The 24,346-nt window shown below is 67.9% G+C and carries 23 protein-coding genes; 7 read left to right on the top strand and 16 right to left on the bottom strand.

From position 1 onward, the window contains the following. Window positions 1-128: 128 nt before the first annotated feature. Window positions 129-1,781, bottom strand: coding sequence for a 3-(methylthio)propionyl-CoA ligase (locus tag SNE35_RS25215; RefSeq protein ID WP_320425800.1), 1,653 nt, complete (start codon window positions 1,779-1,781; stop codon window positions 129-131). A gap of 190 nt (window positions 1,782-1,971) precedes the next feature. Between SNE35_RS25215 and SNE35_RS25210 the strand changes: the two genes are divergently transcribed. The 5 genes from SNE35_RS25210 to SNE35_RS25190 all read left to right on the top strand — a co-directional run bounded on the left by SNE35_RS25210 (window position 1,972) and on the right by SNE35_RS25190 (window position 6,873). Further along, window positions 1,972-3,513 (top strand): methyl-accepting chemotaxis protein, encoded by a 1,542-nt coding sequence (locus SNE35_RS25210; RefSeq protein ID WP_320425799.1) that lies wholly within the window; start codon window positions 1,972-1,974, stop codon window positions 3,511-3,513. A gap of 49 nt (window positions 3,514-3,562) precedes the next feature. After that, window positions 3,563-5,029 (top strand): protein adenylyltransferase SelO, encoded by a 1,467-nt coding sequence (locus SNE35_RS25205; RefSeq protein ID WP_320425798.1) that lies wholly within the window; start codon window positions 3,563-3,565, stop codon window positions 5,027-5,029. A 73-nt stretch (window positions 5,030-5,102) separates the two neighbouring features. Next, window positions 5,103-5,741 carry a septation protein A gene (locus SNE35_RS25200; protein ID WP_320425797.1) on the top strand — a complete coding sequence of 213 codons (639 nt, stop codon included), beginning with the start codon at window positions 5,103-5,105 and terminating at the stop codon, window positions 5,739-5,741. Continuing rightward, window positions 5,738-6,001, top strand: coding sequence for a BolA family protein (locus SNE35_RS25195; RefSeq protein WP_320425796.1), 264 nt, complete (start codon window positions 5,738-5,740; stop codon window positions 5,999-6,001). Before SNE35_RS25200 ends, SNE35_RS25195 begins: the two co-directional genes overlap by 4 nt. Window positions 6,002-6,084: 83 nt before the next feature. Further along, complete coding sequence (locus SNE35_RS25190; RefSeq protein ID WP_320425795.1) at window positions 6,085-6,873, top strand: peptidylprolyl isomerase; 789 nt, start codon at window positions 6,085-6,087, stop codon at window positions 6,871-6,873. An 81-nt stretch (window positions 6,874-6,954) separates the two neighbouring features. Here SNE35_RS25190 and SNE35_RS25185 read toward each other — a convergent pair whose 3' ends face one another. Both SNE35_RS25185 and SNE35_RS25180 read right to left on the bottom strand, forming a co-directional pair. Continuing rightward, complete coding sequence (locus tag SNE35_RS25185) at window positions 6,955-8,232, bottom strand: solute carrier family 23 protein (protein ID WP_320425794.1); 1,278 nt, start codon at window positions 8,230-8,232, stop codon at window positions 6,955-6,957. An 81-nt stretch (window positions 8,233-8,313) separates the two neighbouring features. Further along, window positions 8,314-9,003, bottom strand: a complete 690-nt coding sequence (locus SNE35_RS25180) for an ABC transporter ATP-binding protein (RefSeq protein WP_320425793.1) — start codon at window positions 9,001-9,003, stop codon at window positions 8,314-8,316. 13 nt (window positions 9,004-9,016) lie between these two features. Between SNE35_RS25180 and SNE35_RS25175 the strand changes: the two genes are divergently transcribed. Further along, window positions 9,017-9,706, top strand: coding sequence for an arylesterase (locus SNE35_RS25175; protein ID WP_320425792.1), 690 nt, complete (start codon window positions 9,017-9,019; stop codon window positions 9,704-9,706). Window positions 9,707-9,709: 3 nt separating this feature from the next. Here the strand turns inward: SNE35_RS25175 and SNE35_RS25170 are convergent, their stop codons facing one another. Further along, a complete protein-coding gene (locus tag SNE35_RS25170) occupies window positions 9,710-11,854 on the bottom strand; it encodes a DUF6600 domain-containing protein (protein WP_320425791.1) in 2,145 nt (714 codons plus the stop codon). A 92-nt stretch (window positions 11,855-11,946) separates the two neighbouring features. Next, on the bottom strand, window positions 11,947-12,543 hold the full coding sequence (gene def / locus SNE35_RS25165; protein WP_320425790.1) for a peptide deformylase: 597 nt from the start codon (window positions 12,541-12,543) through the stop codon (window positions 11,947-11,949). On the opposite strand from def, the gene SNE35_RS25160 reads away from it, so the two are divergent. Beyond that, entirely contained in the window at window positions 12,532-13,527 is a 996-nt protein-coding gene (locus tag SNE35_RS25160) for an MBL fold metallo-hydrolase (RefSeq protein WP_320425789.1), read from the top strand. The genes def and SNE35_RS25160 overlap by 12 nt on opposite strands. On the opposite strand, the gene SNE35_RS25155 is transcribed toward SNE35_RS25160, so the two are convergent. The 11 genes from SNE35_RS25155 to SNE35_RS25105 form a co-directional block, all read right to left on the bottom strand. Continuing rightward, window positions 13,505-13,975 (bottom strand): GNAT family N-acetyltransferase, encoded by a 471-nt coding sequence (locus SNE35_RS25155; protein ID WP_320425788.1) that lies wholly within the window; start codon window positions 13,973-13,975, stop codon window positions 13,505-13,507. The two genes, SNE35_RS25160 and SNE35_RS25155, sit on opposite strands and share 23 nt — an antisense overlap. Before the next feature lie 7 nt (window positions 13,976-13,982). After that, window positions 13,983-15,473 (bottom strand): nitrogen regulation protein NR(I), encoded by a 1,491-nt coding sequence (ntrC, locus tag SNE35_RS25150; RefSeq protein WP_320425787.1) that lies wholly within the window; start codon window positions 15,471-15,473, stop codon window positions 13,983-13,985. A 52-nt stretch (window positions 15,474-15,525) separates the two neighbouring features. Continuing rightward, on the bottom strand, window positions 15,526-16,623 hold the full coding sequence (gene glnL, locus SNE35_RS25145; protein WP_320425786.1) for a nitrogen regulation protein NR(II): 1,098 nt from the start codon (window positions 16,621-16,623) through the stop codon (window positions 15,526-15,528). Window positions 16,624-16,662: 39 nt separating this feature from the next. Then, window positions 16,663-17,166: a hypothetical protein gene (locus tag SNE35_RS25140; protein ID WP_320425785.1), complete on the bottom strand. Its 504-nt coding sequence runs from the start codon at window positions 17,164-17,166 to the stop codon at window positions 16,663-16,665. Window positions 17,167-17,319: 153 nt separating this feature from the next. Beyond that, window positions 17,320-18,735, bottom strand: coding sequence for a type I glutamate--ammonia ligase (gene glnA / locus SNE35_RS25135; protein ID WP_320425784.1), 1,416 nt, complete (start codon window positions 18,733-18,735; stop codon window positions 17,320-17,322). Window positions 18,736-18,905: 170 nt separating this feature from the next. After that, window positions 18,906-19,700 carry a competence/damage-inducible protein A gene (locus SNE35_RS25130; protein WP_320425783.1) on the bottom strand — a complete coding sequence of 265 codons (795 nt, stop codon included), beginning with the start codon at window positions 19,698-19,700 and terminating at the stop codon, window positions 18,906-18,908. Beyond that, window positions 19,697-20,614, bottom strand: coding sequence for an EI24 domain-containing protein (locus SNE35_RS25125; protein WP_320425782.1), 918 nt, complete (start codon window positions 20,612-20,614; stop codon window positions 19,697-19,699). The genes SNE35_RS25130 and SNE35_RS25125 overlap by 4 nt, the downstream gene beginning before the upstream one ends. Next, on the bottom strand, window positions 20,614-21,582 hold the full coding sequence (locus tag SNE35_RS25120) for a sterol desaturase family protein (protein WP_320425781.1): 969 nt from the start codon (window positions 21,580-21,582) through the stop codon (window positions 20,614-20,616). Before SNE35_RS25120 ends, SNE35_RS25125 begins: the two co-directional genes overlap by 1 nt. Beyond that, entirely contained in the window at window positions 21,579-22,442 is an 864-nt protein-coding gene (locus SNE35_RS25115; RefSeq protein ID WP_320425780.1) for a polysaccharide deacetylase family protein, read from the bottom strand. Before SNE35_RS25115 ends, SNE35_RS25120 begins: the two co-directional genes overlap by 4 nt. Beyond that, window positions 22,442-23,434, bottom strand: coding sequence for a YncE family protein (locus SNE35_RS25110; protein ID WP_431312791.1), 993 nt, complete (start codon window positions 23,432-23,434; stop codon window positions 22,442-22,444). Before SNE35_RS25110 ends, SNE35_RS25115 begins: the two co-directional genes overlap by 1 nt. Before the next feature lie 75 nt (window positions 23,435-23,509). Continuing rightward, window positions 23,510-24,322, bottom strand: a complete 813-nt coding sequence (locus SNE35_RS25105; RefSeq protein WP_320425779.1) for a TIGR00266 family protein — start codon at window positions 24,320-24,322, stop codon at window positions 23,510-23,512. Window positions 24,323-24,346: the final 24 nt, after the last annotated feature.

Here is a 24,346-nt window from a genome sequence, read left to right as displayed (position 1 = left end):
CATCGTTGTCTCCTTGTGGGTGAAGGTAGGGCGGAACTTTGCGTTCTCTTGAAAGGCGCAGGAACGGTACTGGACAAGGCTCGTGGCAGCCGCTGGGGACTTCCCCAGCCGCCACTGTCAGCGCCTTGTCAGATTCCCGGCAGCTTGTGATCCTTGAACTGCTCGCGCAGCTTCAGCTTCATCATCTTGCCGGTGGCGGTATGCGGGATCTCGCCGGTGAACACGACGTCGTCGGGGATCTGCCACTTGGCGATGCGGCCCTCGAAGAAGGCCAGCATCTGCTCGCGCGTCAGCGCCGCGTCGGGCTTCTTCACCACCACCAGCAGCGGGCGTTCGTCCCACTTCGGATGCCTGGCGGCGATCACCGCGGCCTCGAACACGTCCGGGTGGGCCATCGCGATGTTCTCCAGCTCGATCGAGCTGATCCACTCGCCGCCGGACTTGATCACGTCCTTGCTGCGGTCGGTGATCTGCAGGAAGCCGTCGGCGTCGATGGTGCCGACGTCGCCGGTGGGGAACCAGCCGGGCCGGCCGTCGACCGTCGTCAGCGGCGAGTCCTCAAGGTTGTAGTACCGGTCGATGACCCAGTGGCCGCGCACCAGCAGGTTGCCGGCGCTGTCGCCGTCCCAAGGCAGCTCGCGGCCCTCGTCGTCGACGACGGCCATGTCCACGCCGTAGATCACCTTGCCCTGCTTCTCCAGCGCGTGCCGCTGTTCCTCGGGCGAGCGTTCGAGCTGGCGGGCCGTCAGCTTAGACAGCGTGCCCAGCGGCGACATCTCGGTCATGCCCCAGGCGTGGATCACCTCGACGCCGTAGTCCTCCTGCAGCGTCTTCATCATCGCCGGCGGACAGGCCGAGCCGCCGATGACCGTGCGCTTGAAGGTGGAAAACTTCAGGCCGTTGGCCTTCACGTAGTTCAGCAGGCCCAGCCAGACGGTGGGCACGCCGGCGCTGAAGGTGACCTTCTCGTTCTCGAACAGCTCGTACAGCGACTTGCCGTCCAGGTGCGGCCCCGGCATCACCAGCTTGAAGCCGACCAGCGCGGCCGTGTACGGGATGCCCCAGGCGTTGACGTGGAACATGGGCACGACCGGCAGCACCACGTCGCGCGAGGAGCAGTCCATCGCGTCGGGCATCGCCGCGCCCATCGAGTGCAGCACGCTGGAGCGGTGGCTGTAGACGGCGCCCTTCGGATTGCCAGTGGTGCCCGAGGTGTAGCAGATGCAGGCGGCGCGGTTCTCGTCGAAGGTGGGCCAGGCGTAGCGGCCGTCCTCGGCCTCCACCAGCTCGTCGTAGCAGAGCAGATTGGGAATCGCGGACTGCGCGGGCATGTGCGCACGGTCCGTCATCAGCACGAAATGGCGCACGCTCTTCAGCGCCGGCAGCAGCTTCTCGACCAGCGGCAGGAAGGTGGCCTCGAAGAACAGCGCGGCGTCCTGCGCGTCATTGGCGATCCAGGCGATCTGCTCGGGGAACAGGCGCGGGTTGATCGTGTGCGTGACCAGGCCCGAGCCGGCCACGCCGTAGTAGATCTCCAGGTGCCGGTAGCCGTTCCAGGCCAGGGTGGCAACGCGCTCGCCCTCCTGCAGGCCCAGCCGCGCCAGCGCCTGCGCGAGCTTGCGCGAGCGCAGCTCGGCATCGCGCCAGCCGTAGCGATGCAGGTCGCCCTCGACCCGCTTGCTGACGATCTCGGTACTGCCGGAATGCCGGGCCGCGTGCGTGATCAGCGACGAGACCAGCAAGGGGTCCGTCATCATCTGACCCATCAGGGGTGCTGCCATGGCCGCTGTCTCCTGTCGTCGTCGTTATCGAATCAGTCTAATCCAGCGTTCGGGCGGCGCCGAGTCGCACGCGTTACAGCAGCTGCCTAGGGTATTCACTGGAAGAAGTCACGCTGCGCGAGGCCGCAGCGGTTGGCAGAGCCGGGCCGCATGCGCAGAATCTCGCCGTCATCCAACTCGGCGGGTTTCCATGAATCTCAACGACATTCCCCTGGCGCGGCGGGTCACCACCGCGATTGCGATCCTGCTGGTGGCGATGCTGCTGATCGGCGGCTACACGATGCACCGCGCCAATGTCATCGCCGACGAGGCCAGCGCGGCGACGAAGCAGGCGCAGTCGCTGATCCGCAAGTCGGTGCAGTGGCAGGGCATGACGCAGACGGCCGTGGCGCGCAGCATGGCCGCCACCGTCAGCTCCGATCCCGCCGTGGGCGAGCTGTTCAAGGAGGCGCTGGCCACCGACACGCCCAAGGTGCAGGCGCTGCGCAAGCAGGTGGCCGAGGAAGCGCAGGCGCCGCAGGACAAGGAGCAGATGAAGGTCATCATGGGCCACGGCGTCCAGCTGCTGGCGGCCAGCGCCAAGGCCAAGGAGGCGATGACGGCCGGCAACAAGGATCTCAGCCGCCAGATCATCGACAAGGAATACGCGCCTTCGGTCGCGGCCTACCTCGCCGACATCGACGACTTCGTCAAGCTGCAGGAAAAGAAGATGGACCAGGCCGAGGCGGACGCCGATGCCGCACGCACGGGCCTGCGCTGGACGGCCGCCGTCGGCGCGGTGCTGATCGTCGCGGCCGGCCTGCTGATCGCCTGGTCGCTGGTGCGCTCGATCGTGCGGCCGCTCAGCGATGCGGTGAGAGTCGCCGAGGCGGTGTCGGCCGGCGACCTGCGCTCGCGGATCCAGCCGCTGGGCCGCAACGAGGTCGGCCAGTTGACGGTCGCGCTGCAGACGATGAACGACAGCCTGGTGAAGATCGTCAGCCAGGTGCGCAACAGCTCCGACTCGATCGCCACCGGCTCCAGCGAAATCGCCAGCGGCAATGCCGACCTGAGCCAGCGCACCGAGGAGCAGGCCGCCAACCTGGAGCAGACGGCCGCCTCGATGGAGCAGCTCACCGCCACGGTCAAGCAGAACGCCGAGACCGCGCGCACCGCCAACCAGCTCGCCACCAGCGCCTCCGGTGTGGCGGCCAAGGGCGGGCAGGTCGTCGGCCAGGTGGTCGCGACGATGGAGCAGATCACCGCCGCCTCGCGCAAGATCGCCGACATCATCGGCACGATCGACGGCATCGCCTTCCAGACCAACATCCTCGCCTTGAATGCCGCGGTGGAGGCGGCACGCGCCGGCGAGCAGGGCCGCGGCTTCGCCGTCGTGGCCGGCGAGGTGCGGACGCTCGCGCAGCGCAGCGCCCAGGCCGCCAAGGAAATCAAGGGCCTGATCGGCGACAGCGTCGAGAAGGTCGAGGCGGGCAGCGCGCTCGCGGCCGAGGCCGGCGGCACGATGGCCGACATCGTCAACCAGGTGAAGCGCGTGGCCGACCTGATCGCCGAGATCAGCGCCGCCAGCGGCGAACAGAGCCAGGGCATCGCCCAGGTCGGCGATGCGATCCACCAGCTCGACCAGGTGACGCAGCAGAATGCCGCGCTGGTCGAGCAGAGCGCCGCCGCGGCGGAGAGCCTGAAGCACCAGGCCGCGACGATGATCAACGTGGTGTCCGTCTTCCGCCTCTGACCAAAACCCCAGGAAGGCGCGGCGGCAGACGGGTCACTACACTGACCCGATGAATGCCGTCTGGATCAACCGTTATGCCTCGCTCGGCCCCGAGTTCTTCACCGAGCTGCCGGCCACGGGCCTGCCCTCGCCCCACTGGGTGGCGCAAAGCCCCGCCTGCGCCGAGTTGCTCGGCTTTCCGGCCGACTGGACCGAGCAAGGCGACGCGCTGAACATCTTCAGCGGCAACACCACCTTGCCCGGCATGCGCCCGCTGGCCACCGTCTACAGCGGCCACCAGTTCGGCGTCTGGGCCGGCCAGCTCGGCGACGGTCGCGCGCTGATGCTGGGGGAGATCGAGACGCCCAACGGCCCGATGGAACTGCAGCTCAAGGGCGCCGGCCTCACGCCCTACTCGCGCATGGGCGATGGCCGCGCGGTGCTGCGCTCGTCGATCCGCGAGTTCCTCTGCTCCGAGGCGATGGCCGCGCTGGGCATCCCGACGACGCGCGCGCTGTGCATCACCGGCTCCGCGCTGCCGGTACGGCGCGAGACGATCGAGACGGCCGCGGTCGTCACCCGCGTCGCGCCGAGCTTCATCCGCTTCGGCCACTTCGAGCATTTCGCGCACACCGGCCAGCATGCGGCGCTGAAGCGCCTGGCCGACTTCTTCATCGAACACCATGCGCCGGAGTGCCGCGAGGCCGAGAACCCTTACGTCGCGCTGCTGGACAAGGTCACCCGCCAGACCGCCAGCCTGATGGCCGACTGGCACGCGGTCGGCTTCATGCACGGCGTGATGAACACCGACAACATGTCGCTGCTGGGCCTGACGATCGACTACGGCCCCTTCGGCTTCATGGACGCCTTCGACCCCGGCCACATCTGCAACCACTCCGATGACCGTGGCCGTTATGCCTACGGCCGCCAGGGCAACGTCGGCTTCTGGAACCTGCACGCGCTGGCCCAGGCGATGCTGCCGCTGTTGAGTGGCGACGACGGCATGTCGCACGACGAAGCCGGCGAGCGCCTGCTGGCGACGCTGGAGACCTACAAGACCGCCTTCCCGACCGAGCTGATGCGCCGCATGCGCGCCAAGCTGGGCCTGCTGACCGAGCGGGCCGATGACCAGGCGCTCGTCGACGACTGGCTGAAGCTGATGGCTGCGGCCCGCGCCGACTTCACGATCACGTTCCGCCGCCTGGCCGACTTCGCCACCGCGCCGGATGCCGTGCGCGACCACTTCCTCGACCGTACCGCCTTCGACGCCTGGGCGCAGCGCTACACCGAGCGGCTGGCCGCCGAGGGTAGCGATGCCGCCGAGCGCGCCGCGCGCATGAAGCGGACCAACCCCGCCGTCGTGCTGCGCAACCACCTGGCCGAGAACGCGATCCGCGCGGCGAGCGAGGGCGACTTCAGCGAGACCACCCGGCTGCTGAAGGTGCTGCAGTCGCCGTACGACGAGCCGGCCGTGGCCGCCGATGCCGCCCTCCCCCCCGAATGGGCGCAAGGGCTGGAAGTCTCGTGCTCGTCCTGACACGGTGCCACGCTAGACTTCGCACCCTGCGCCTATCCAGCGCCTTAAGCACCCACCACGATTCCCGAGATTGATGAAGCTGGTCCTCGATTTCCTGCCGCTACTGCTGTTCTTCGGCTCCTTCAAGTACGCGGACCTGCACAAGGACTGGGCGGCGGTGTTCGCGACCGAGCACTTCGGTTTCCTCGTCGCTGGCGGCAAGGTCGGACCGGAAGAAGCGCCGGTGCTGCTGTCCACCCTGGTCGTCATCGTCGCGACCCTGCTGCAGGTGCTGATCCTGAAGGCGCGCCGGCAGAAGGTCGACCTGATGCTATGGATCAGTCTGGTGTTGGTCGTCGTGCTGGGCGGCGCCACCATCTACTTCCACAACGAGAACTTCATCAAGTGGAAGCCCAGCGGCCTCTACTGGGCGATGGCGCTGGTCTTCTGGGTCAGCAACGCCTTCTTCGGCAAGAACCTGCTGGCCGCGATGCTGGGCAAGGACCTGGAACTGCCGGGCTTCGTCTGGCAGAAGCTCAACCTCGCCTGGGTGCTGTTCTTCGGCGCACTGGGCGTTCTGAATCTCTACGTGGCCTACAACTTCACGATGTCCACCTGGGTGGACTTCAAGGCCTTCGGCGTTACCGCGCTGATCGTCGTGTTCACCTTGGCCCAGGGTCTGTACCTCGGCAAGTACCTGCCGCCAGCCGAGAAGAAGGACGACAAGCCATGAGCACGATCGGCGCGATCGAATCCCGGCTGCAGCAGACGCTGGAACCGCTGAGCCTCGAAGTCATCGACGACAGCCACCTGCATGCCGGCCACGCCGGCGCCCGCGAAGGCGGCCACTACACGGTAAAGATCGTCAGTGAGCGCTTTACCGGCCTGCAACGAGTGGCACGTCATCGCCTCATATATCATTCCCTGGCAGAGTTGATGCAACATGGCATCCATGCGCTGGCGATCGATGCCCGCGCCCCGGGTGAACCCTGAGGCTATCCGCTGAGCGACACCGTTAGCATCCGTCCCGCTTGCGCCGATCCGGCGCTGTTTTTTTATCTGAACATCCCCACCCCATGAAGAAGTTTGTGCTTGCCGCCATCGTTGCGGCCCTGTCGTCGGCGGCGCTGGCGCAGAACATCGCCACCGTCAACGGCAAGCCCGTGCCCAAGGCTCGCGTCGACCTGCTCGTGAGCCAGGTGCTCAAGGGTGGCCAGCAGAAGGATTCGCCGGAACTGCAGTCGCAGGTCAAGGACGAAGTCGTGCTGCGCGAGATCTTCATGCAAGCCGCCGAGAAGGCCGGCGTCCCGCAGCAGGGCGACTACAAGGCCAAGATGGAACTGGCCCGCCAGTCGATCCTGATCCAGGAACTGTTCGCCGATTACGCGAAGAAGAACCCGGTCACCGACGCCGAAGCCAAGGCCGAGTACGACAAGATCAAGGCTTCCAACAGCGGCACCGAATACCACGCCCGCCACATCCTGGTCGAGAAGGAAGAAGACGCCAAGGCACTGATCGCCAAGATCAAGGCCGGCGCCAAGTTCGAAGACCTGGCCAAGGAAAACTCGAAGGATCCGGGCTCGGCCGCCAACGGTGGCGACCTCGACTGGGCCAACGGCAAGAACTACGTGCCCGAGTTCACCGCGGCACTGGAAGCACTGAAGAAGGGCGAGATGACCCAGGAGCCGGTCAAGTCGCAGTTCGGCTATCACATTATCCGACTGGACGACACCCGCGACGCGACCTTCCCGGCCTTCGACGACGTCAAGCCGCAGATCATGCAGCGCCTGCAACAGCAGAAGCTGGCCGCCTATCAAGCGGACCTGAAGGCCAAGGCCAAGACGGACTACAAGTTCTCGAACTGATCGGGTCTGACCCAAAAGCAAAAACCCCGCGGCATGCCGCGGGGTTTTTTCATTGTGCGTGCGGTTGGCTTACTTGACTGCTCATTTGGCTGGCTTGGCCCGGCCCAGCAGCGCCCACAGCAGGATCGCGCCGAAGGTCGCGGTGCCGATGCCGCCCAAGGTCAGGCCGGCGAAGCGCAGCGTGTACTCGCCGGTGCCGAGCACCAGCGTGATCGCGGCCACCATCAGGTTGCGGTTGTCGGAGAAGTCGACCTTGTTGTCGACCCAGATCTTGGCGCCGGCGATCGCGATCAGGCCGAACACGACGATGGACACGCCGCCCATCACCGCCAGCGGGATCGCCTGGATCAGCGCGCCGAACTTCGGGCTGAAGCCCAGCAGGATCGCGATCAGCGCGGCGATGATGAAGGTGGCCGTCGAGTAGATCTTCGTCGCGGCCATCACGCCGATGTTCTCGGCATAGGTGGTCACGCCCGTGCCGCCGACGCTGGCAGCGACGACGGTAGCGATGCCATCGCCGACGAAGGCGCGGCCGACCATGCCGTCGAGGTTGCGGCCCGTCATCGCGCCCACCGCCTTGATGTGGCCGAGGTTCTCGGCCATCAGGATGATGACCACCGGCACGATCAGCAGCATGGCGTTCTGCTCGAACACCGGCGCGGCGAAGTGCGGCGCACCGAACCAGGCGGCGTTGGCGATGCCGGACAGGTCCAGCGGCTTGCCCAGGCCCAGGCCGTTGGTCAGCACGGCATAGACGATGGCCGCGACGATCAGGCCGACCAGAATCAGCAGGCGCTGCACCATGCCGCGCGTGAACACGGCGACGCAGGCAACGCTGACGAAGGTCACCGCCTGCATCCAGGCGTCGAACGGCGTCGGGGCCATGTTCTTGATCGGAATGCCGGCCAGGTTCAGGCCGATCACGGCGACAACGGCACCGGTGACGACCGGCGGCATCAGTGACTCGATCCAGCGCGTGCCGATCGCCATCACCAGGAAGCCCATCAGCACGTAGACCACACCGCAGACGATGATGCCGCCCAGGGCCGGACCGATCGCGCCGCCGGAGGCGGCCTTGGCTGCGATGACGACGCCGATGAAGGCGAAGCTGGAGCCCAGGTAGCTCGGCACCCGGCCGCCGACGAGCAGGAAGAAGATCAGCGTGCCGATGCCGCTCATCAGCACGGCGACGTTCGGGTCGAAGCCCATCAGGATCGGCGCCAGCACGGTGGAGCCGAACATCGCGACGACGTGCTGGATGCCCATCGCCGCCGTCTGCGGCCAGGGCAGGCGCTCATCGGGCGCGACGACAGCGCCGGGTGCCGGGCGCACCTCGCGCCAGCTGAACAGTGAACTCATCGTGGTTGTCCTTCCTCTTCTTGTTGGTGACCTCGGATTGTCCGTCGGCCACCATCGCAGAAGGGGCAGGGAAACCGCGTGTCAGTCTGCGTGCGAGCCGCTCGCGAGCGCGCCGGCCTCGATGCGCAGCTGGCGCTCGCAGCGCGCGGCGATCGAGGTGTCGTGCGTGACCAGCACGAGGGTCGTGCCGGCCTCGCGGTTCAGCTCGAACATCAGCGCCATCACCTGCGCGCCGGTGGCGAAATCCAGGCTGCCGGTCGGCTCGTCGGCCAGCAGCAGCGCAGGCCGCAGCACGAAAGCGCGCGCCAGCGCCACGCGCTGCTGCTCGCCGCCGGACAGCACGCGCGGGTAGTGGCCCAGGCGCTCGCCGAGGCCCACGCGGCCGAGCATCTGCGTGGCCAGCGCCTTGGCATCGCGCTCGCCGCGCAGTTCCAGCGGCAGCATCACGTTCTCCAGCGCGCTCAGGTTGGGCAGCAGCTGGAAGCTCTGGAACACGAAGCCCAGCTCGGCGCCGCGCACGGCCGCGCGCGCATCTTCATCGAGCGCGAACAGGTCCTGCCCGCGCAGGCGCACGGTGCCGCTGCTGGGCGTGTCCAGCCCGGCCAGGATGCCCAGCAAGGTGCTCTTACCGGAGCCCGAGGCGCCGACGATGGCGACGGATTCCCGCTCGCGCAGCGAGAAACGGATGTCATGCAGAATCGTCAGTTCGCCGGTGGCGTCGCGCACGCGCTTGCTGACGTTGTCGACTTCGATCAGTGGAACGGAAGACATGGATGTCCGAAGAATGAGGATGATCAGCAGGCGCCGGTTCGGCTTGCACTGTAGCGCGTGGGCGCTGGCCGCGACCGGTCTTGCCGGGACAGGTCTTGCGCAGGCCGCGCAACAGGCCTCGCAGACGATCCTGGTCGTCGGCGACAGCCTCTCGGCCGAGTACGGGCTGCAGCGCGGCCAGGGCTGGGTGGCGCTTCTGGGCGAGCGGCTGCAGGCGGACAAGAAGCTGGCCGGCGCCTGGCGCGTGCAGAACGCCAGCATCAGCGGCGACACGACCTCCGGCGGGCGCAGCCGTATCGCGGCGGCGCTGGCGCAGCACAAGCCGGCCATCGTCATCATCGAACTGGGCGCCAACGATGCGCTGCGCGGCCTCTCGCTGGCGGCCTCGAAGGACAACCTCGCGGCGATGATCAAGGCCTCGCAGGCGGCCGGCGCGCGGGTGCTGCTGGTCGGCATGCAGATGCCGCCGAACTACGGCGCCGCCTACGGGCGCGAGTTCGAGGCGATGTTCGCGCAGGCCGCCCAGGCGGCGAAGATATCGCTGGTGCCCTTCCTGCTGAAGGGCGTGGCGGACCAGCCGAACGCCGTGCAGGCCGGATGGTTCCAGGCCGACGGCATCCACCCGGTGGCCAAGGCCCACCCGCTGATCCTGGACAACGTCTGGCGCGAGCTTCGGCCGATGTTGGACGCGAAGCCGCGCTAGGCCTTATTTATCCTGTTGCTGCGGCTGACGGCCGCGGCGATCGCCGTCGTCACGACGACCACGGTCACCCTCGTCGCGGCGCGGCTGCTGGGCCGGCTGCGGCTGGGCTTGCGGTTGCGGCCGTTGCTGTTGAGGCTGCTGCGCCTGCTGTTGCTGGCGTTGTTGCTGCTGCTGAGCTTCCGCGGCGCGTGCGCGATCCTGGTTCTGCCGCTCCATCTGGTTCTGGCGCTGCTGCTCCTGCTGGGCACGCTGCTGTTCCTGCTGGGCGCGCTCTTGTTGCTGTTGTTGGGCACGCTCCTGCTGCTGGCGCTGCTGCGCCTCGGCCGCCCGTGCGCGTTCCTGGTTCTGCCGCTCCATCTGGTTCTGGCGTTCCTGTTGCCCGCGCTGCTCCTGCTGGGCGCGCTCCTGCGGCTGTTGTTGCTGCTGCGCACGGTCGCGCTGGGCGCGGTCGGCCTGCTGTTGTTGCTGCTCGCGCTGCTGGCGCTGTTGCTCTTGCTGCGCCCGGTCCGCCTGCTGCTGCCGGTCGCGCTGCTGGCGCTCCATCATCTGCCGCTGCTGTTGCTGCTGTTGGCGCTCCTGCTGGGCACGCTGCGCGTCCTGCTGCTGCGCCTGCGGATTCGGCATTGCCGGCCGCGGCGTTTCGGAATCGCGGCCTCGTCCGGGCTGTCCGGCCTGTCCGCCCTGGCGGGGGTCGCCGCGGTCGCGGTCAAATCCGCGATCACCGCGATCACCACGATCCGGGCCGCGGTTGTTGTCACCGCCACGGCCGCGCCAGGCCGGCATCTCGGCCTGTGTGCGCACCTCGGTCGACGGACGCTGCGGCAGCACCCGGGCGAAGTCCTGGCGGCTCGGCGCTGCCACGGGTACGGGCATCGGCCGCAGCTGGCGCACTTCGCCCGGCGGTAGCGCGCGCACCGGCCCACCCTGCCCCGGCAGGAAGCTGACGGCACCGGCCACGTTCAGATTGCTCTGCGGCGGGCGCCCGTTGCCGCGCGGGCCGTCGCCACGGCGATCACCGCCGTTGATCCGGTCGCCATAGATCGGCGAATGGCGGTACGGCGGCCGGTAGACCTCGCGCGGCGCCAGCGGATACCAGCCGAAGCGCGGCGGCGGCGGGCGGCCCCCGCCGACATTGACGCTGACGCTGAACGAGCCGCCGCCGACCCAGGCCACCAAGGCCGGCGCGTAGACCGGGCGGGCGACGTAGGTGCCCGGCGCCCAGCACCAGCGGCCTCGGTAGCTGACCCAGCGGCCATAGTGAAACGGGGCAAAGCCCCAGGGCGCGTCGTCGACCCAGGTCCAGCCCCAGTTGCGGCTCCAGACCCAGTGGCCGTCGCGATAGGGTGCCCAATCGGGCGCCACGGCCGTGGGGATCCACACCGCCCCGTAGTCCGGCGCCTGCTCCCAGCGGCCGTTGCGGTCGAGGTCCTCGATGCCGGTCATCTCGGGCGAGACATAACGCTGTGCCAGGACGGCATCCGCGTCGCGCTGGGCGGCGATCCAGTCGCCGAAGCCGTCGCTGGCCAGGCGCTGACGCTCGACGCGCGGGCCGCCGGCCCACCAGAACTCGGCCTGCTCGCCGCCTTGCAGCCAGGTCGGCGGGATGTCGCCCTCGCCGCGGGCGGGCTCGAAGCGCAGGCGCCCCTGCCAGACATACGCGCGGCTGGCGCTGTCGTCGTCAAGCTGTTCGACGCGGTAGAGGCCCTCGCGCTCGGGAACCATGTCGCCCTCGCGGGTGCGGATGCGCGTGTCGGTGGCCGATTCGCTGCTGCGCAGGCGCAGGCCGATGTCGCCGTGCGCCAGTTCCAGCACCGTGCGGCCTTCATCGAGCTGGTTGAAGGCGATGTCGCTGCGCTCGTCGAGCCACAGGCTGGTGGAGCCGATGCGCAGGCTGACGCGCGCGCGATCGTCGGTGCGCACACGGTCGCCCTGCCCCAGGGTCTGGTTGCGCAGCAGGCGGATCCATTCGCGGTTCTCGCCGTCATAGAGCCAGGCGTCGCCGACGACCTCGCCGACCCGCGCGGCGCGCGCCGGCGGATCGACATCATCGGGCTGGGCATGCGCCAGCATGGCCTGGCACAGCAGGACGAGGCCGAGGAACAGGCCGGCCAGGAAGGGGAATGCGGGGGAACGGGTGGCGGCCTTCATGCAGAGGACTCCAGTGACGGCGGGCAGGCCTTTACAACGGGCAAGTGCCAAGCCCGGCCGACCCGCTTACAAACAATTGCACCTTCGGTCAGTCAGTCGTCAGCGTCCGGATCCAGCTCCGGGAACAGCACCGAGGTGTAGCCGAAGCGGCTGAAGTCCTTGACCCGCATCGGGTAGAGCAAGCCCATCAGGTGGTCGCATTCGTGCTGGACGACGCGGGCATGGAAGCCGTCGGCGATGCGGTCGATCGGCTGGCCCTCGGCATCGAGGCCGGTGTAGCGGATGCGCTCGAAGCGCTCGACCACGCCGCGCAGGCCCGGCACCGACAGGCAGCCTTCCCAGCCCTCGGTCATCGTCTGGTCCAGCGGCGTGATGACCGGGTTGATCAGCACCGTCGGCGGCACCGGCGGTGCATCCGGGTAACGGGGGTTGCTCTGGTAGCCGAAGATCACCAGCTGCAGGTCCACGCCGATCTGCGGCGCGGCGAGGCCGGCGCCGTTGGCGGCCTTCATCGTCTCGAACATGCCGGCGATCAGCGCTTGCAGCTCGGGCGAGCCGATCTGCTCCGCCGGCACCGGCTGGGCCACGCGCAGCAGGCGCGGGTCGCCCATCTTCAGGATCTCGTGAACGGCCACTCTCTGCTCCCTTGGATAATCGACGGATTCTAAGGACGAGACATGCCTGACCATTTCATCGAAGACCTGGGCGGCGGCGTCTACGCGATCGACACCGACTTCCAGCGCCCCCGCTTCGATGCCGCCTACCTGGTCGTCGAGAACGGCCGCGCCGCCTTCGTCGACACCGGCACCAACCACGCGGTACCGCGCCTGCTGGCGGCGCTCGATCGGCTGGGCCTCACGCCCGCCAGCGTCGACTGGGTGATCCCCACGCACGTCCACCTGGACCACGCCGGCGGCGTCGGGCTGCTGATGCAGTCGCTGCCGCAGGCCCGGATGCTGGTGCACCCGCGCGGCCTGCGCCACATGGTGGACCCGCGCGTGCTGTGGGCTGGCGCCCGCGCCGTCTATGGCGACGAGGAGATGGAGCGCTCCTACGGCCGCCTGGTGCCGGTGCCCGCGGAGCGCGCGGTGGCAAGCCACGACGGCATGGTCGTCACGCTCGGCGGCACACGCCCGCTGCAACTGCTGGACACGCCGGGCCATGCCCGCCACCACCACTGCGTCTGGGACGCGCGCACGCGCGGCTGGTTCACCGGCGACACCTTCGGCCTGTCCTACCGCGAGTTCGACACGCCCGCGAATGGCCCGTGGATCCTGCCGACGAGCACGCCGGTGCAGTTCGAGCCCGAGGCGCTGCGCGCCTCGATCGGCCGGATGATGGCCTTCGAACCGGCCTGCATGTACCTGACGCATTACTCGAAGGTCGGCGAGGTGCCGCGCCTCGCGGCGCTGCTGCTGGACGAGATCGACGAGATGGTGGCGTTGGCCAAGCCCCTGGCCGCCGCCGAGCAGCGGCACGAGAAGCTCCAGGACGGCCTGCGCCGCATGTACCTGCGGCGCGTGCGCGAGCACGGCTGCACGCTGCCTGACGAGCAGGTGGAAGAACTGCTGGCGCTGGATGTGGAGCTGAACGCGCAGGGCCTGGCGATCTGGCTCGATCGTGCGGCCCGCGCGGCAGCAGCAGCGGCGGCTAGCGCAACTCCAGCGTCATGAAGACGCTGAACGGGTCGTCGCCGCGATAGTCGGCAAAGGGCCCGCAGGTCTCGAAGCCGAAGCTCTCGTACAGCCGGTGCGCGGCCGCGAAGCCCTTGTCCGCCGGGCCGGTCTCCAGGCTCAGCCGCGCGTAGCCACGCTCGCGGGCGACGCCGACGATGTGCTGCAGCACCGCCCGGCCCGCGCCGCGGCGGCGCGCCTGCTCGGGCGTGCGCATCGACTTGATCTCGCCGTGGCGCTCGTCGAGCTGCTTCAGCGCGCCGCAGCCGAGCAGTTCCTCGCCGTCCCAGACGCTCCAGAAGCTGATGTCCGGCTGGCGCAGCTTGGACAGGTCCAGCGCATGCACGCTCTCCGGCGGCGACAGCGCGTACATGCTTTGCAGGTGTTCGTTCAGCAGCGCGTGGATCTGGGGGCGGCTCAGGTCGTCAAGTTCAATTCTCAAAGTCACCTCAAAGTCACGGTTCCAAACCCAATTCCTGAATCTTGCGGGTGATCGTGTTGCGGCCGATACCCAGCTTCTGCGCGGCCTCGATGCGGCGGCCGCGGGTGACGTCCAGCGCGGTCAGGATCAGGCTGGCCTCGAAGCGGCGGGTCAGCGCATCCCAGACATCGGGCTCGCCCGAGTTCAGCAGGCGGCGCGCCTCGCGGGCCATCTCGGCGACCCAGGCGTCCGGCCCGGCACCGAAGCTCGGCAGCGCAGCACCGCCGGCCTGCGGGATCGCGGACGGCAGGGCTGCCGCGGCCTCCACCGGCGCCGGCGCCGCGGCATGGACGATCGCGGTCGCCGGCGGCGCGGCCAGCAGGTCCTGCGGCAGGTCCTTGGGCTCGATCGTGACGCTGGGCGCCATCACGGTCAGCCAGTGGCAGACGTTCTCCAGCTGCCGCACATTGCCGGGAAATTCGAAGGCCACCAGCCGGGCCAGCGCGGCCTCCGACAGACGCTTGGCCTCGACACCTAGCTCGGTGGCGCTGCGCTGCAGGAAGTAGCGCGCCAGCACGGCAATGTCCTCGCTGCGCTCGCGCAGCGCCGGCAGGCGCAGGCGGATCACGTTGAGCCGGTGGAACAGGTCTTCGCGGAACGCGCCCTGGCGCACGCGCTCCTCGAGATTCTGGTGCGTCGCCGCGATCACGCGGACGTTGCTGCGCATCGGGCTGTGACCGCCGACGCGGTAGAACTGGCCGTCGGACAGCACGCGCAGCAGGCGCGTCTGCAGGTCCAGCGGCATGTCGCCGATTTCGTCGAGGAACAAGGTGCCGCCGTCGGCCTGCTCGAAGCGGCCGCGCCGCGTCGCCTGCGCGCCGGTGAAGGCGCCGCGCTCGTGGCCGAACAGCTCGCTCTCCAGCAGGTCCTTGGGGATCGCCGCGGTGTTGATCGCGACGAAGGGCCCGTCGGCGCGCGGGCTGTGCTTGTGCAGCGCACGGGCGACCAGTTCCTTGCCGGAGCCGGACTCGCCGGTGATCAGCACGGTGACGTTGCTCTGGCTCAGCCGGCCGATCGCGCGGAACACGTCCTGCATCGCCGGCGCCTGGCCCAGCATCTCGGGCACCTGGGCGGCGGCTTCCTCGGAGACCGCTTCGCGCTGGCTTTCTTCCTGCGCGCGACGGATCAGCTCCACCGCACGCGGCAGGTCGAAGGGCTTGGGCAGGTATTCGAAGGCCCCGCCCTGGAAGGCCGAGACGGCGCTGTCCAGATCCGAGTAGGCGGTCATGATGATGACCGGCAGGCCGGGCAGCCGCTCCTTCACCTTGGCGAGCAGTTCCAGGCCCGAGCCGCCAGGCATGCGGATGTCGGAGACCAGCACCTGCGGGCTGTCGCCCTCGTCGAGCGCGGCCAGCATGTCCCGCGCGTTGGAGAAGCTGCGTACCGGCAGGCCTTCTCGGGCCAGTGCCTTCTCCAGCACGAAGCGGATGGAATGGTCGTCGTCAACAACCCAGATAGATTTCATGCGTGTGCTGCCTGCTGGTGTCTATCGGCCCGGCCGCCGCCAATCTTGTGGATCAGGGCAGCGGCAAGGTCATGCGGAAATCGGTCCGGCCCGCTTCGCTTTCGCAATCGATCATTCCCTGGTGTTGCTGGGCGATCGTTTGGGCCAGCGTCAATCCGAGACCGGTGCCACCTTCGCGCCCCGACACCAGGGGATAGAAGATGCGATCGAGGATGTCCGCCGGCACGCCGGGGCCGTTGTCCTCTACATGCAATTCCAGTGCCAAGCGCCAGCGCTGCTTGCTGAGCGTGACCTGACGCGCGACGCGCGTCCGCAACATGATCACCGCATCACCGGCCGCGATGCGGGCATGCAGCGCCTGGGCGGCGTTCTGCACGATGTTCAGCACCGCCTGGATCAGTTGCTCGCGATCGCCGCGGAAGTCGGGCAGCGAGGTGTCGTAGTCGCGCTCCACCGTGAGCCCGCGCGGGTATTCGGCCAGGATGATCAGGCGCACGCGCTCGCAGATCTCGTGGATGTTGACGTCGCCTACGACCTGGGCATGCCGGTGCGGCGCCAGCAGCCGGTCGACCAGCGATTGCAGGCGGTCCACCTCGTGGATGATGACCTGCGTGTACTCGCTCATCTCGGGATCGTCGAGCTCCATCGCGAGCAGCTGCGCGGCGCCGCGGATGCCGCCGAGCGGGTTCTTGATCTCGTGGGCCAGGTTGCGCGTCAGCTCCTTGGTGGCCTGCACCTGGTCCAGCGCGCGCTCCTCGCGGTCCTGCCGCGCCTGCTGGGCGTTCTCGATCAGCTCGACCAGCACCGTCGCGCCGTGGCCCGGCGTGCCTTCCATCTGGGAGACGATCACGTGGACCGGCAGCAGATCCTCGTGCGGGCGCGCGCCGCAGCGCAGTTGCGCCTCGAGCCGGCTGCTCGAATAGGCATTGCGGGCCACGCCGCTGACGGCATCCTGAAGCAGGCTCGCATCGGCGAACCAGTCGAACAGGTTGCCGCGCTGCACCGCGCGGCGCGACAGGCGCAGCACGTTCTCGAAGGCAGCGTTGGCGAACAGGCATTCGCCGCCGGGCTGGATCACGGCAACCATGGTCGCCAGGGTGTCGAAGGCGCCGAAGTCGGCCGTCTCGCGGGAGAGGGAATCGTCGTTCATGCTGCGCCTCCCGCTGGAGGCGGAACACGAAGAGCAGGTTCAGGAAGGCAGCTTGCCGATCTCGCGCTTGATCGCTTCGATGTCGCTCTGCTGCCGGTTGATGCTGGCCTTGAGTTCGGCCATGCGGTCGAGGTACTTCTGGTAGTTGCGCGCCTCGTCGCCGCGCTTCTCGCCGTTGCCGTTCTGGTACTCCGCCTGGGCCGCCGCGAGGCGACCTTCGGCGGCACGCAGTTCGTCCTCCAGCACGCGGCGGCGCTCGCTGTCGCGGGCGCGCTGCTGGGCGGGGTCGACCTTGGCGCCACCATCAGCTCCCGCGGCCGAGGAAGTATTGGCCGCCGGTGCACGCGGCTTCTGCGCCTGGATCACGGTGATCGGCGTGCCCTCGATCGTGCGGCAACCCCGCTCCTGCGCCTCGCGCGCCGACAGCGCGTCGGTGTAGAGCACCGGCGGGCCGGGGCAGCGATAGACGGGCGCCTGCGCGAGCGCGGCATGGCCGGTGAGCAGCAGCACGCTCGTCAACAGCAGGGATCGTTCGAAGGCCATGGGCGCATTGTGGCGCATGCACGTTGCGCTTTCGTTCAGCTCGGAAGGCCAATAAAAAAGACGGCCGAAGCCGTCCTTTGCGAGGCGCCGCAGCACCCGGGATTCGACGGCATGCGTGGGGCAGGAACAGCACACGCATACCGTCCGCCCGGATTACAGCGCGTAGTACATGTCGAACTCGACCGGGTGCGTGGCCATGCGGAAGCGGGTCACTTCCTGCATCTTCAGCTCGATGTAGGCGTCGATGTACGAATCGGTGAACACGCCGCCCTTGGTCAGGAACGCACGGCCCTTGTCCAGGTACTCCAGCGCCTGGTCCAGGCTGTGGCAGACGGTCGGGATCTTCGCGTCTTCTTCCGGCGGCAGGTGGTACAGGTCCTTCGTGGCGGCTTCGCCCGGATGGATCTTGTTTTCCACGCCGTCCAGGCCAGCCATCAGCAGGGCCGAGAAGGCCAGGTACGGGTTGGCGGAAGGATCCGGGAAGCGCGCTTCGATGCGGCGGCCCTTCGGGTTGGCCACGTACGGAATGCGGATCGAGGCCGAGCGGTTCTTGGCCGAGTAGGCCAGCTTCACCGGGGCTTCGAAGCCCGGGACCAGGCGCTTGTAGCTGTTGGTGCCGGGGTTCGTGATCGCGTTCAGCGCGCGGGCGTGCTTGATGATGCCGCCGATGTAGTACAGGGCGAATTCGGAGAGGCCTGCATAGCCGTCGCCGGCGAACAGGTTCTTGCCGTCCTTCCAGACCGACTGGTGAACGTGCATGCCGGAGCCGTTGTCGCCGACCAGGGGCTTGGGCATGAAGGTCGCGGTCTTGCCGTAGGCGTGCGCGACGTTCGTGATGATGTACTTCTGCAGTTGCAGCCAGTCGGCGCGCTGGACCAGCGAGCTGAACTTGGTGCCGATTTCCATCTGGCCGGCGTTGGCCACTTCATGGTGATGGACTTCGACGGGGATGCCGCACTGCTCGAGGATCAGGCTCATTTCCGAGCGCATGTCCTGGAAGGAGTCGACCGGGGGCACGGGGAAGTAGCCGCCCTTGACCGTCGGACGGTAGCCGCTGTTGCCGTGCTCGTATTCCTTCGACGAGTTCCAGGCGCCTTCTTCGGATTCGATCTTGAAGAAGGAACCGGACATCTCGTTGCCCCAGCGAACCGAGTCGAACACGAAGAATTCGGGTTCCGGGCCGAAGTAGGCGGTGTCGCCCAGGCCGCTGCTCTTCAGGTAGGCCTCGGCGCGCTTGGCCAGCGAACGCGGATCGCGCTCATAGGCCTTGCCGTCGGCCGGGTCGACCACGTCGCAGGACAGGATCAGCGTCGGCTCTTCGAAGAAGGGGTCGATGTTGGCCGTGTTCGGGTCCGGCATCAGCAGCATGTCGGAGGCTTCGATGCCCTTCCAGCCGGCGATCGAGGAACCGTCGAACGCGTGGCCCGAGGAGAACTTGTCTTCGTCGAAATGCGAGACCGGCACGGTGACGTGCTGTTCCTTGCCACGGGTATCGGTGAAGCGGAAGTCGACGAACTTGACTTCGTTTTCCTTGACGATGCTCATCACATCGGCGACGGTCTTGGCCATCAAATGCTCCTAATAGCGCTGTTGGGTTGGGTAGTTCTCGATTCCTTGACAAGCAGTTTGTATGCCAAGGAAGGCAGTTCAGTGACACGCCCTTGCGGCTGCGGATTATGCGTCCCGCTGCACCAAGGGGCTGCGAAATGCATCACCGTGTTGGTGCATCAGCAGGCAAATCAACGCACCAGTTCAGTGCTTATCTGCGCACCATATTGCGCCAGGCCGGTCTTCAGCGCGGCGTACGCGGCGTCGAGCAACGCCGCTTCGCCCTTCACGCCCAGTTCGATGTGCCGGCCCCACTGCGGGTGGTCGACGCTGGGCAGGCTGAAGACCTTGATGCCGGGGAAGTCGCGCTCGATGGCCTCCATCAGCGGCGTCAAGGTCGCTTCCATCGCGCCCTGGACGATCAGCGATTTCTCCAGCACGCCGACCGCGCGGCGCAGCTGCGGGTAACGCTGGTCCAGCACCCAGGCCATCATCGGATGGGCCATCACCGGGAAACCGGGGACGAAGTGGACGTCGCCCACGTAGAAGCCGGGGATCTTGTTGTACGGGTTCGGGATGATCGAGGCACCGGCCGGGAACACGCCCATCTCGAAGCGGCGCAGGGTGTCCGGGTGGTCAGCCGCCACCGTCGTGCCCTGCTCCGTCGCCATCTGCTGCACGCGCTGCCAGATCAGCTCGCGGGCCTCGGGATGCAGGGCCAGATCTTGCCCCAGCGCAGCGGCCGCGGCCTGGCGGGTGTGGTCGTCCGGCGTGGCGCCGATGCCGCCGCAGCTGATGACGAGGTCGCCGCTGGCGAAGGCGCGCTTCAGGTGCTCGACGATCAGCGCCCGGTCGTCGCCCAGGTACTGCGCCCAGGACAGCGACAGGCCGCGCTCGGCCAGCAGCTCGATGAATTTCGACAGGTGCTTGTCCTGGCGCTTGCCGGACAGGATCTCGTCGCCAATGATGATCAGGCCGATGTTCATGGGTGGGCAGCAGGTGGCAGGTAGTTCGAGGGGCTCGGCGGCAGCGGCTCGTGCTCGTCACGCGGCGGGAGTTCGACGACCAGCTCGGTCGCCTTCGGCACGGCCGCCTCGCGCAGCCGCAGCTCGTGCAGCGCGCCGAGCGTGTAGTGGGTGAACCAGAGCGTGGAGAACGCGAACACCAGCATGTGCAGCCAGATCGAGGCGACGATCAGGAAGGGCGCCAGCGCCACCGCCATCACGCCGATCGCCCAGATGGCCGCCGGCAGCGCGCTCAGATAGCCGGTGACGATGCCCATGGCCAGCAGCGGGATGCGGTGCTCGCGTATGAGCCGGCGCCGTTCTTCCTTCGACGCATGATCGGCCAGGCTGTCGAACGAGAACACGCGGTAGCCCAGCCAGCCCCAGATCAGCGGTGGCACGATCAGGACCAGCGGCGGGATCAGCCAGAACGGCACGCTGATGACCAGCGCGACGATCGCGATCAGCGCGTTCCACACCGACCACAGCGCACCCATCCAGAACGGCGCGCCACGCTTCTTCTCCAGCGCCGGGAAGCGCCGGCGCGCGACCAGCTGCACCAGCGAAGGCGTCATCAAGAGCGCCACCAGCAGCAGGCTGAACACGATGATCACCGGCAGCGCCAGCGCCAGCACGATCAGCGGCGAGAGCACCGAGCGGAAGCCGCCCGCGCCCACGTAGTCGAGCCAGCCCAGCATCGTGTTGATCACCTGCCAGGACGACATCGTCTCGCGCACGCCGTCCACCGCCGCTTCCCAGAAGAAGTAGCCCAGGCCGAAGGCCAGGCCCGCCGAGATGAGCAGCGGCAGCAGCGACAGCAGGATCACCCGCGGATGCAGGCAGTAGACGATCGCGCGCCAGAAGGCATCGGCCACGCGGCCCAAAAGATTCACCATCAGCTCGATCTCCAGATCAGACGCTTCACACCGAGCCATTGTTGCGCCCAGAAGCCACGCCCGTAATCCCGCCCGCCCTCTTCGCTCAACTGGTCGCGCACGCCGGTCGGATCCCAGCGCGCCTCGAAGCTGGCGGTGCCGAAGATCACGTCCCAGACCGGGAACAGCACCGCGAAGTTGTGGCCGCCCAAGGTGCCGCGGCCTTCGGTCTCATGGCCGAAGCCGATCGAGTGGTGCAGCCGGTGGAAACGCGGGCTGACGAAGACGCGCTCCAGCAGCGACCCGAACCAGATCCGCGTGTTCGCATGCTGCAGGTTCTCCATCAGCTGCGACACCGCCACCAGCGCGACGAACTGCCCCGGCGCCACGCCGAAGAAGCGCGCCAGCAGCACGAAGACGCTGTCGATGATCAGGTCGTCGAGCAGGTGGTTGCGGCTGTCGCTCCACATCGTCATCTGACGCTGGCTGTGGTGCAGCGCATGCAGCTGCCACCACCACTCGAAGCCGTGCTGCGCGCGGTGCAGCCAGTAGTTGACGAAGTCGAAGAACACCAGATAGATCAGGAAGCTGACCCAGCCGATGTCGGTGATGCCGGGCAGCACGCCATCGAGCTGGAAGCTCGGCACGCCGGCCAGGCGCATCTGGCCGGACAGCCAGTCCCACAGCGGATCGATGGCGAAGAACAGCCCCAGCCGGAACAGGCCCAGGCGGTGGATCAGCGTGTAGATCACGTCCACGCGGATGGCCTGGCGATCGGTCACCGGCTCGGCCGGGCGCCAGCGCTCCAGCGCACGGATGAAGACCAGCATCACCGCCACCTGCAGCAGGCCCACCAGCAGCCAGCCGGTGGCGTCGAAGGCGTCTTCCAGCAGGTTGCCGTAACCCAGGCCGAACACGACCGGCTGGACCAGGGTCTCGTAGATCCAGGCCTGGCAGGTGGCAAACAGATCGCTGAACCAATCGATCATCGTTGTCGTGCGGACTTCGCTGCGGGCTTGCTGCTGCCGCCGTTGCCGGCTCCATTGCCGCCACCGGCCTTGGCCGGCGACATCAGCGGCGCATAGCGCGGATTTTCATGCAAGGGCGCAAAGCACATGCCGCGCTCCTTCAATCCCTGCATCAGCGGCTCCAGCACCGCCGGCGCCCAGGCGTCCTGGCGCGACCAGATGCCCAGGTGAGCCAGCAGGATGTCGCCCGGCTTGATGTTCTTCAGGGCTTTCTCGAGCAGTTGCGAGTTGGGGTACTTGTCGGAGGGCAGCTCATCGCCCAGGAAGCCCGCCGCGCTCCAGCCCACGTGGTGGAAGCCGCAGCGCTGCGCCACCGCCAGCAGGGCCTTCGAGGCGCGGCCCGCCGGCGCGCGAAAGATCGGATCGAGCGGCCGGCCGGTCATCTCCTGAAAGCGCGCGCCGACCTTCTTCAGGCTCTCGCAGTACTCCTCGGCCGTGACCTCGTGAACCACCGGCTCGTTCATGCCGGCCACGGTGCGGACCTTGAAGCGCGTCACCTTGCCTTCGGCATCGGGAATGTCTTCCAGCCAGATGTCGTGGTTCCAGGTGTGGGCGCCGAAGTCGTGGCCCTCGGCCGCGCGCTCCTTCCACCAGGGCGCCCAGGTCGAATCCAAGGTCATGCCGCCGGTCAGCGTGGGCTCGTTGGCGAGGAAGAAGGTGGCCTTGGCGTCGAACTTCTTCAGCGTCTCGGCGATCAGCGGCGCGACGCCCATGTGGCCGGTGTCGAAGGTCAGGTAGACCGGTTTGTCACAGGGCTGGGCGAGCACGCAGGCCGAGGCCAGCGCGGCGCCGAGCGCCAGCAGGGAGCGGCGCAGCAGCATCACTGGCGCGGCATGTGGTCCAAGGTCCAGACGCCGTGCGGCGACTTGCCGACCTTCACCTGCTTGATCACCTTGTGCGTCACCGTGTCGATCATCGTCAGCTTGCCGGCCCAGCGCGAGGTGACGAGCAGGGTCTTGCCGTCGCCCATCACCTCCATGTCGTCCGGGCCGCTGGGGCCCGGGAACTGGTCGACGACGCTCATCGTCCGCAGGTCGATCTTGCTGATCGAGTTGCCCGCGCGGTTGCTGACCAGCACATGCCGCTGGTCGCCCCAGGCGCGGAACGAGTGCGCGCCCTTGCCGGTCGCGATCTTCCTCACCAGCTTGGCGGGCGTCTTGCCGCCGGCGGAGATGTCGTAGACCTCGACCTCGCTGCCGCCGGTCAGGCCGACGAGGATGTACTTGTCGTCCGGCGTGATGAACACGTCGGCCGGCATCTTGCCGACCTTGATCGTCCAGCGCGGCGTCTGCGTCGCCAGGTCGATGGCCATCAGCTCGTCGCTGTCCTGCAGGCTGGCGTAGAGCGTCGTGCTCTTGCTGTCGATGAACAGGTGGCTGGGCGTCTTCGGCGCCGGGATGCGCTTGACCAGTTGCAGCGGGTTGGCCGGGTCCTTGGGCTGCCAGCGGTAGATCGCCACGAAGTCGAGCCGGTTCGCCGCGGTGACGAACCACTTCATGTCGGGCGAGAAGCGCAGGTGGTACGGGTCGGAGATGCCGCGCAGCACATGCTGGACCTCGGCCGTCTTCGGATCGAGGAAAGTCAGCGAATCGCCCAGCGCGTTGGCGACGACCAGCGACTTCTCGTCCGGCGTCAGGTACAGGTGGTGCGGCTCCTTGCCAGTCGGGATGCGCCTGACCTGGGTGAAGCTGACCGGGTCGACGATGCTTATGTCGGCATCCAGCGAGTTCAGCACGAAGATCGGCGGGGCCGCGTGGGCGGCGCCCGCCAGCATCAGCGCCAGCGCGGCGCCGAGCCAGGATTTGGGGAACATCGAAGCAATCCTCGGATCGGAAAAAGGCAAGGCGGGAGTGTAGGCGGCCCGCCCGGCCGTTCCCTGAGACAAGGCTTATTCGTCGTCCCCTCCAATGAGGCCACCGAGCAGGCCGCCCGCGGCGAAACCGCCGAGCACCGAGCCCTCTTCCTTGTGGCCGCCACGCTGCGGGGCGGCGGCGAAGATGCGCGAGGCCAGGCGCGACAGCGGCAGGCTCTGCAGCCAGATCTCGCCGGGGCCGCTCAGGCGCGCCAGGAACAGGCCCTCGCCGCCGAACAGCGCCGTCTTGATCTTGCCGACGTACTGGATGTCGAAATCGATGCCCGGCGTGTAGGCCACGACGCAGCCGGTGTCGACGTAGAGGGTTTCGCCGGCCGCCAAGGTGCGGCGTTCGATCGTGCCGCCCGCGTGCACGAAGGCCAGTCCGTCGCCGTCCAGCTTCTCCATGATGAAACCCTCACCGCCGAAAAAGCCGGCGCCCAGGCGCTTCTGGAAGGCGATGCCCAGCGACACGCCGCGCGCCGCGCACAGGAAGGCGTCCTTCTGGCAGATCAGCGTGCCGCCGAGCTGGCGCAGGTCCATCGGGATGATCTTGCCGGCATAGGGCGCGGCAAAGGCCACGCGCCGCTTGCCCTGGCCCTGATTCGTGTAGATCGTCGTGAACAGCGACTCGCCGGTGATCAGCCGCTTGCCCGCGCCCAGCAGCTTGCCGAACAGGCCGCCCTGGTTGGCCGAGCCGTCGCCGAACACCGTGTCCATCTCGATGCCCGACTCCATGAACATCATCGAGCCGGCCTCGCCGATCGCCGCCTCGCCGGGGTCGAGCTCGACCTCGACGAACTGCATTTCCGAACCCTTGATCTCGTAGTCGACGACGTCCATGGCCATGATCAGCTGCTCCGTTTACAGAAA

This window comes from Roseateles agri (assembly GCF_034043675.1).
Classification (GTDB): domain Bacteria; phylum Pseudomonadota; class Gammaproteobacteria; order Burkholderiales; family Burkholderiaceae_C; genus KK5.
The sequence above is the reverse complement of the archived record's forward strand: the minus strand, read 5'-3'. Positions and strand labels throughout refer to the sequence as shown.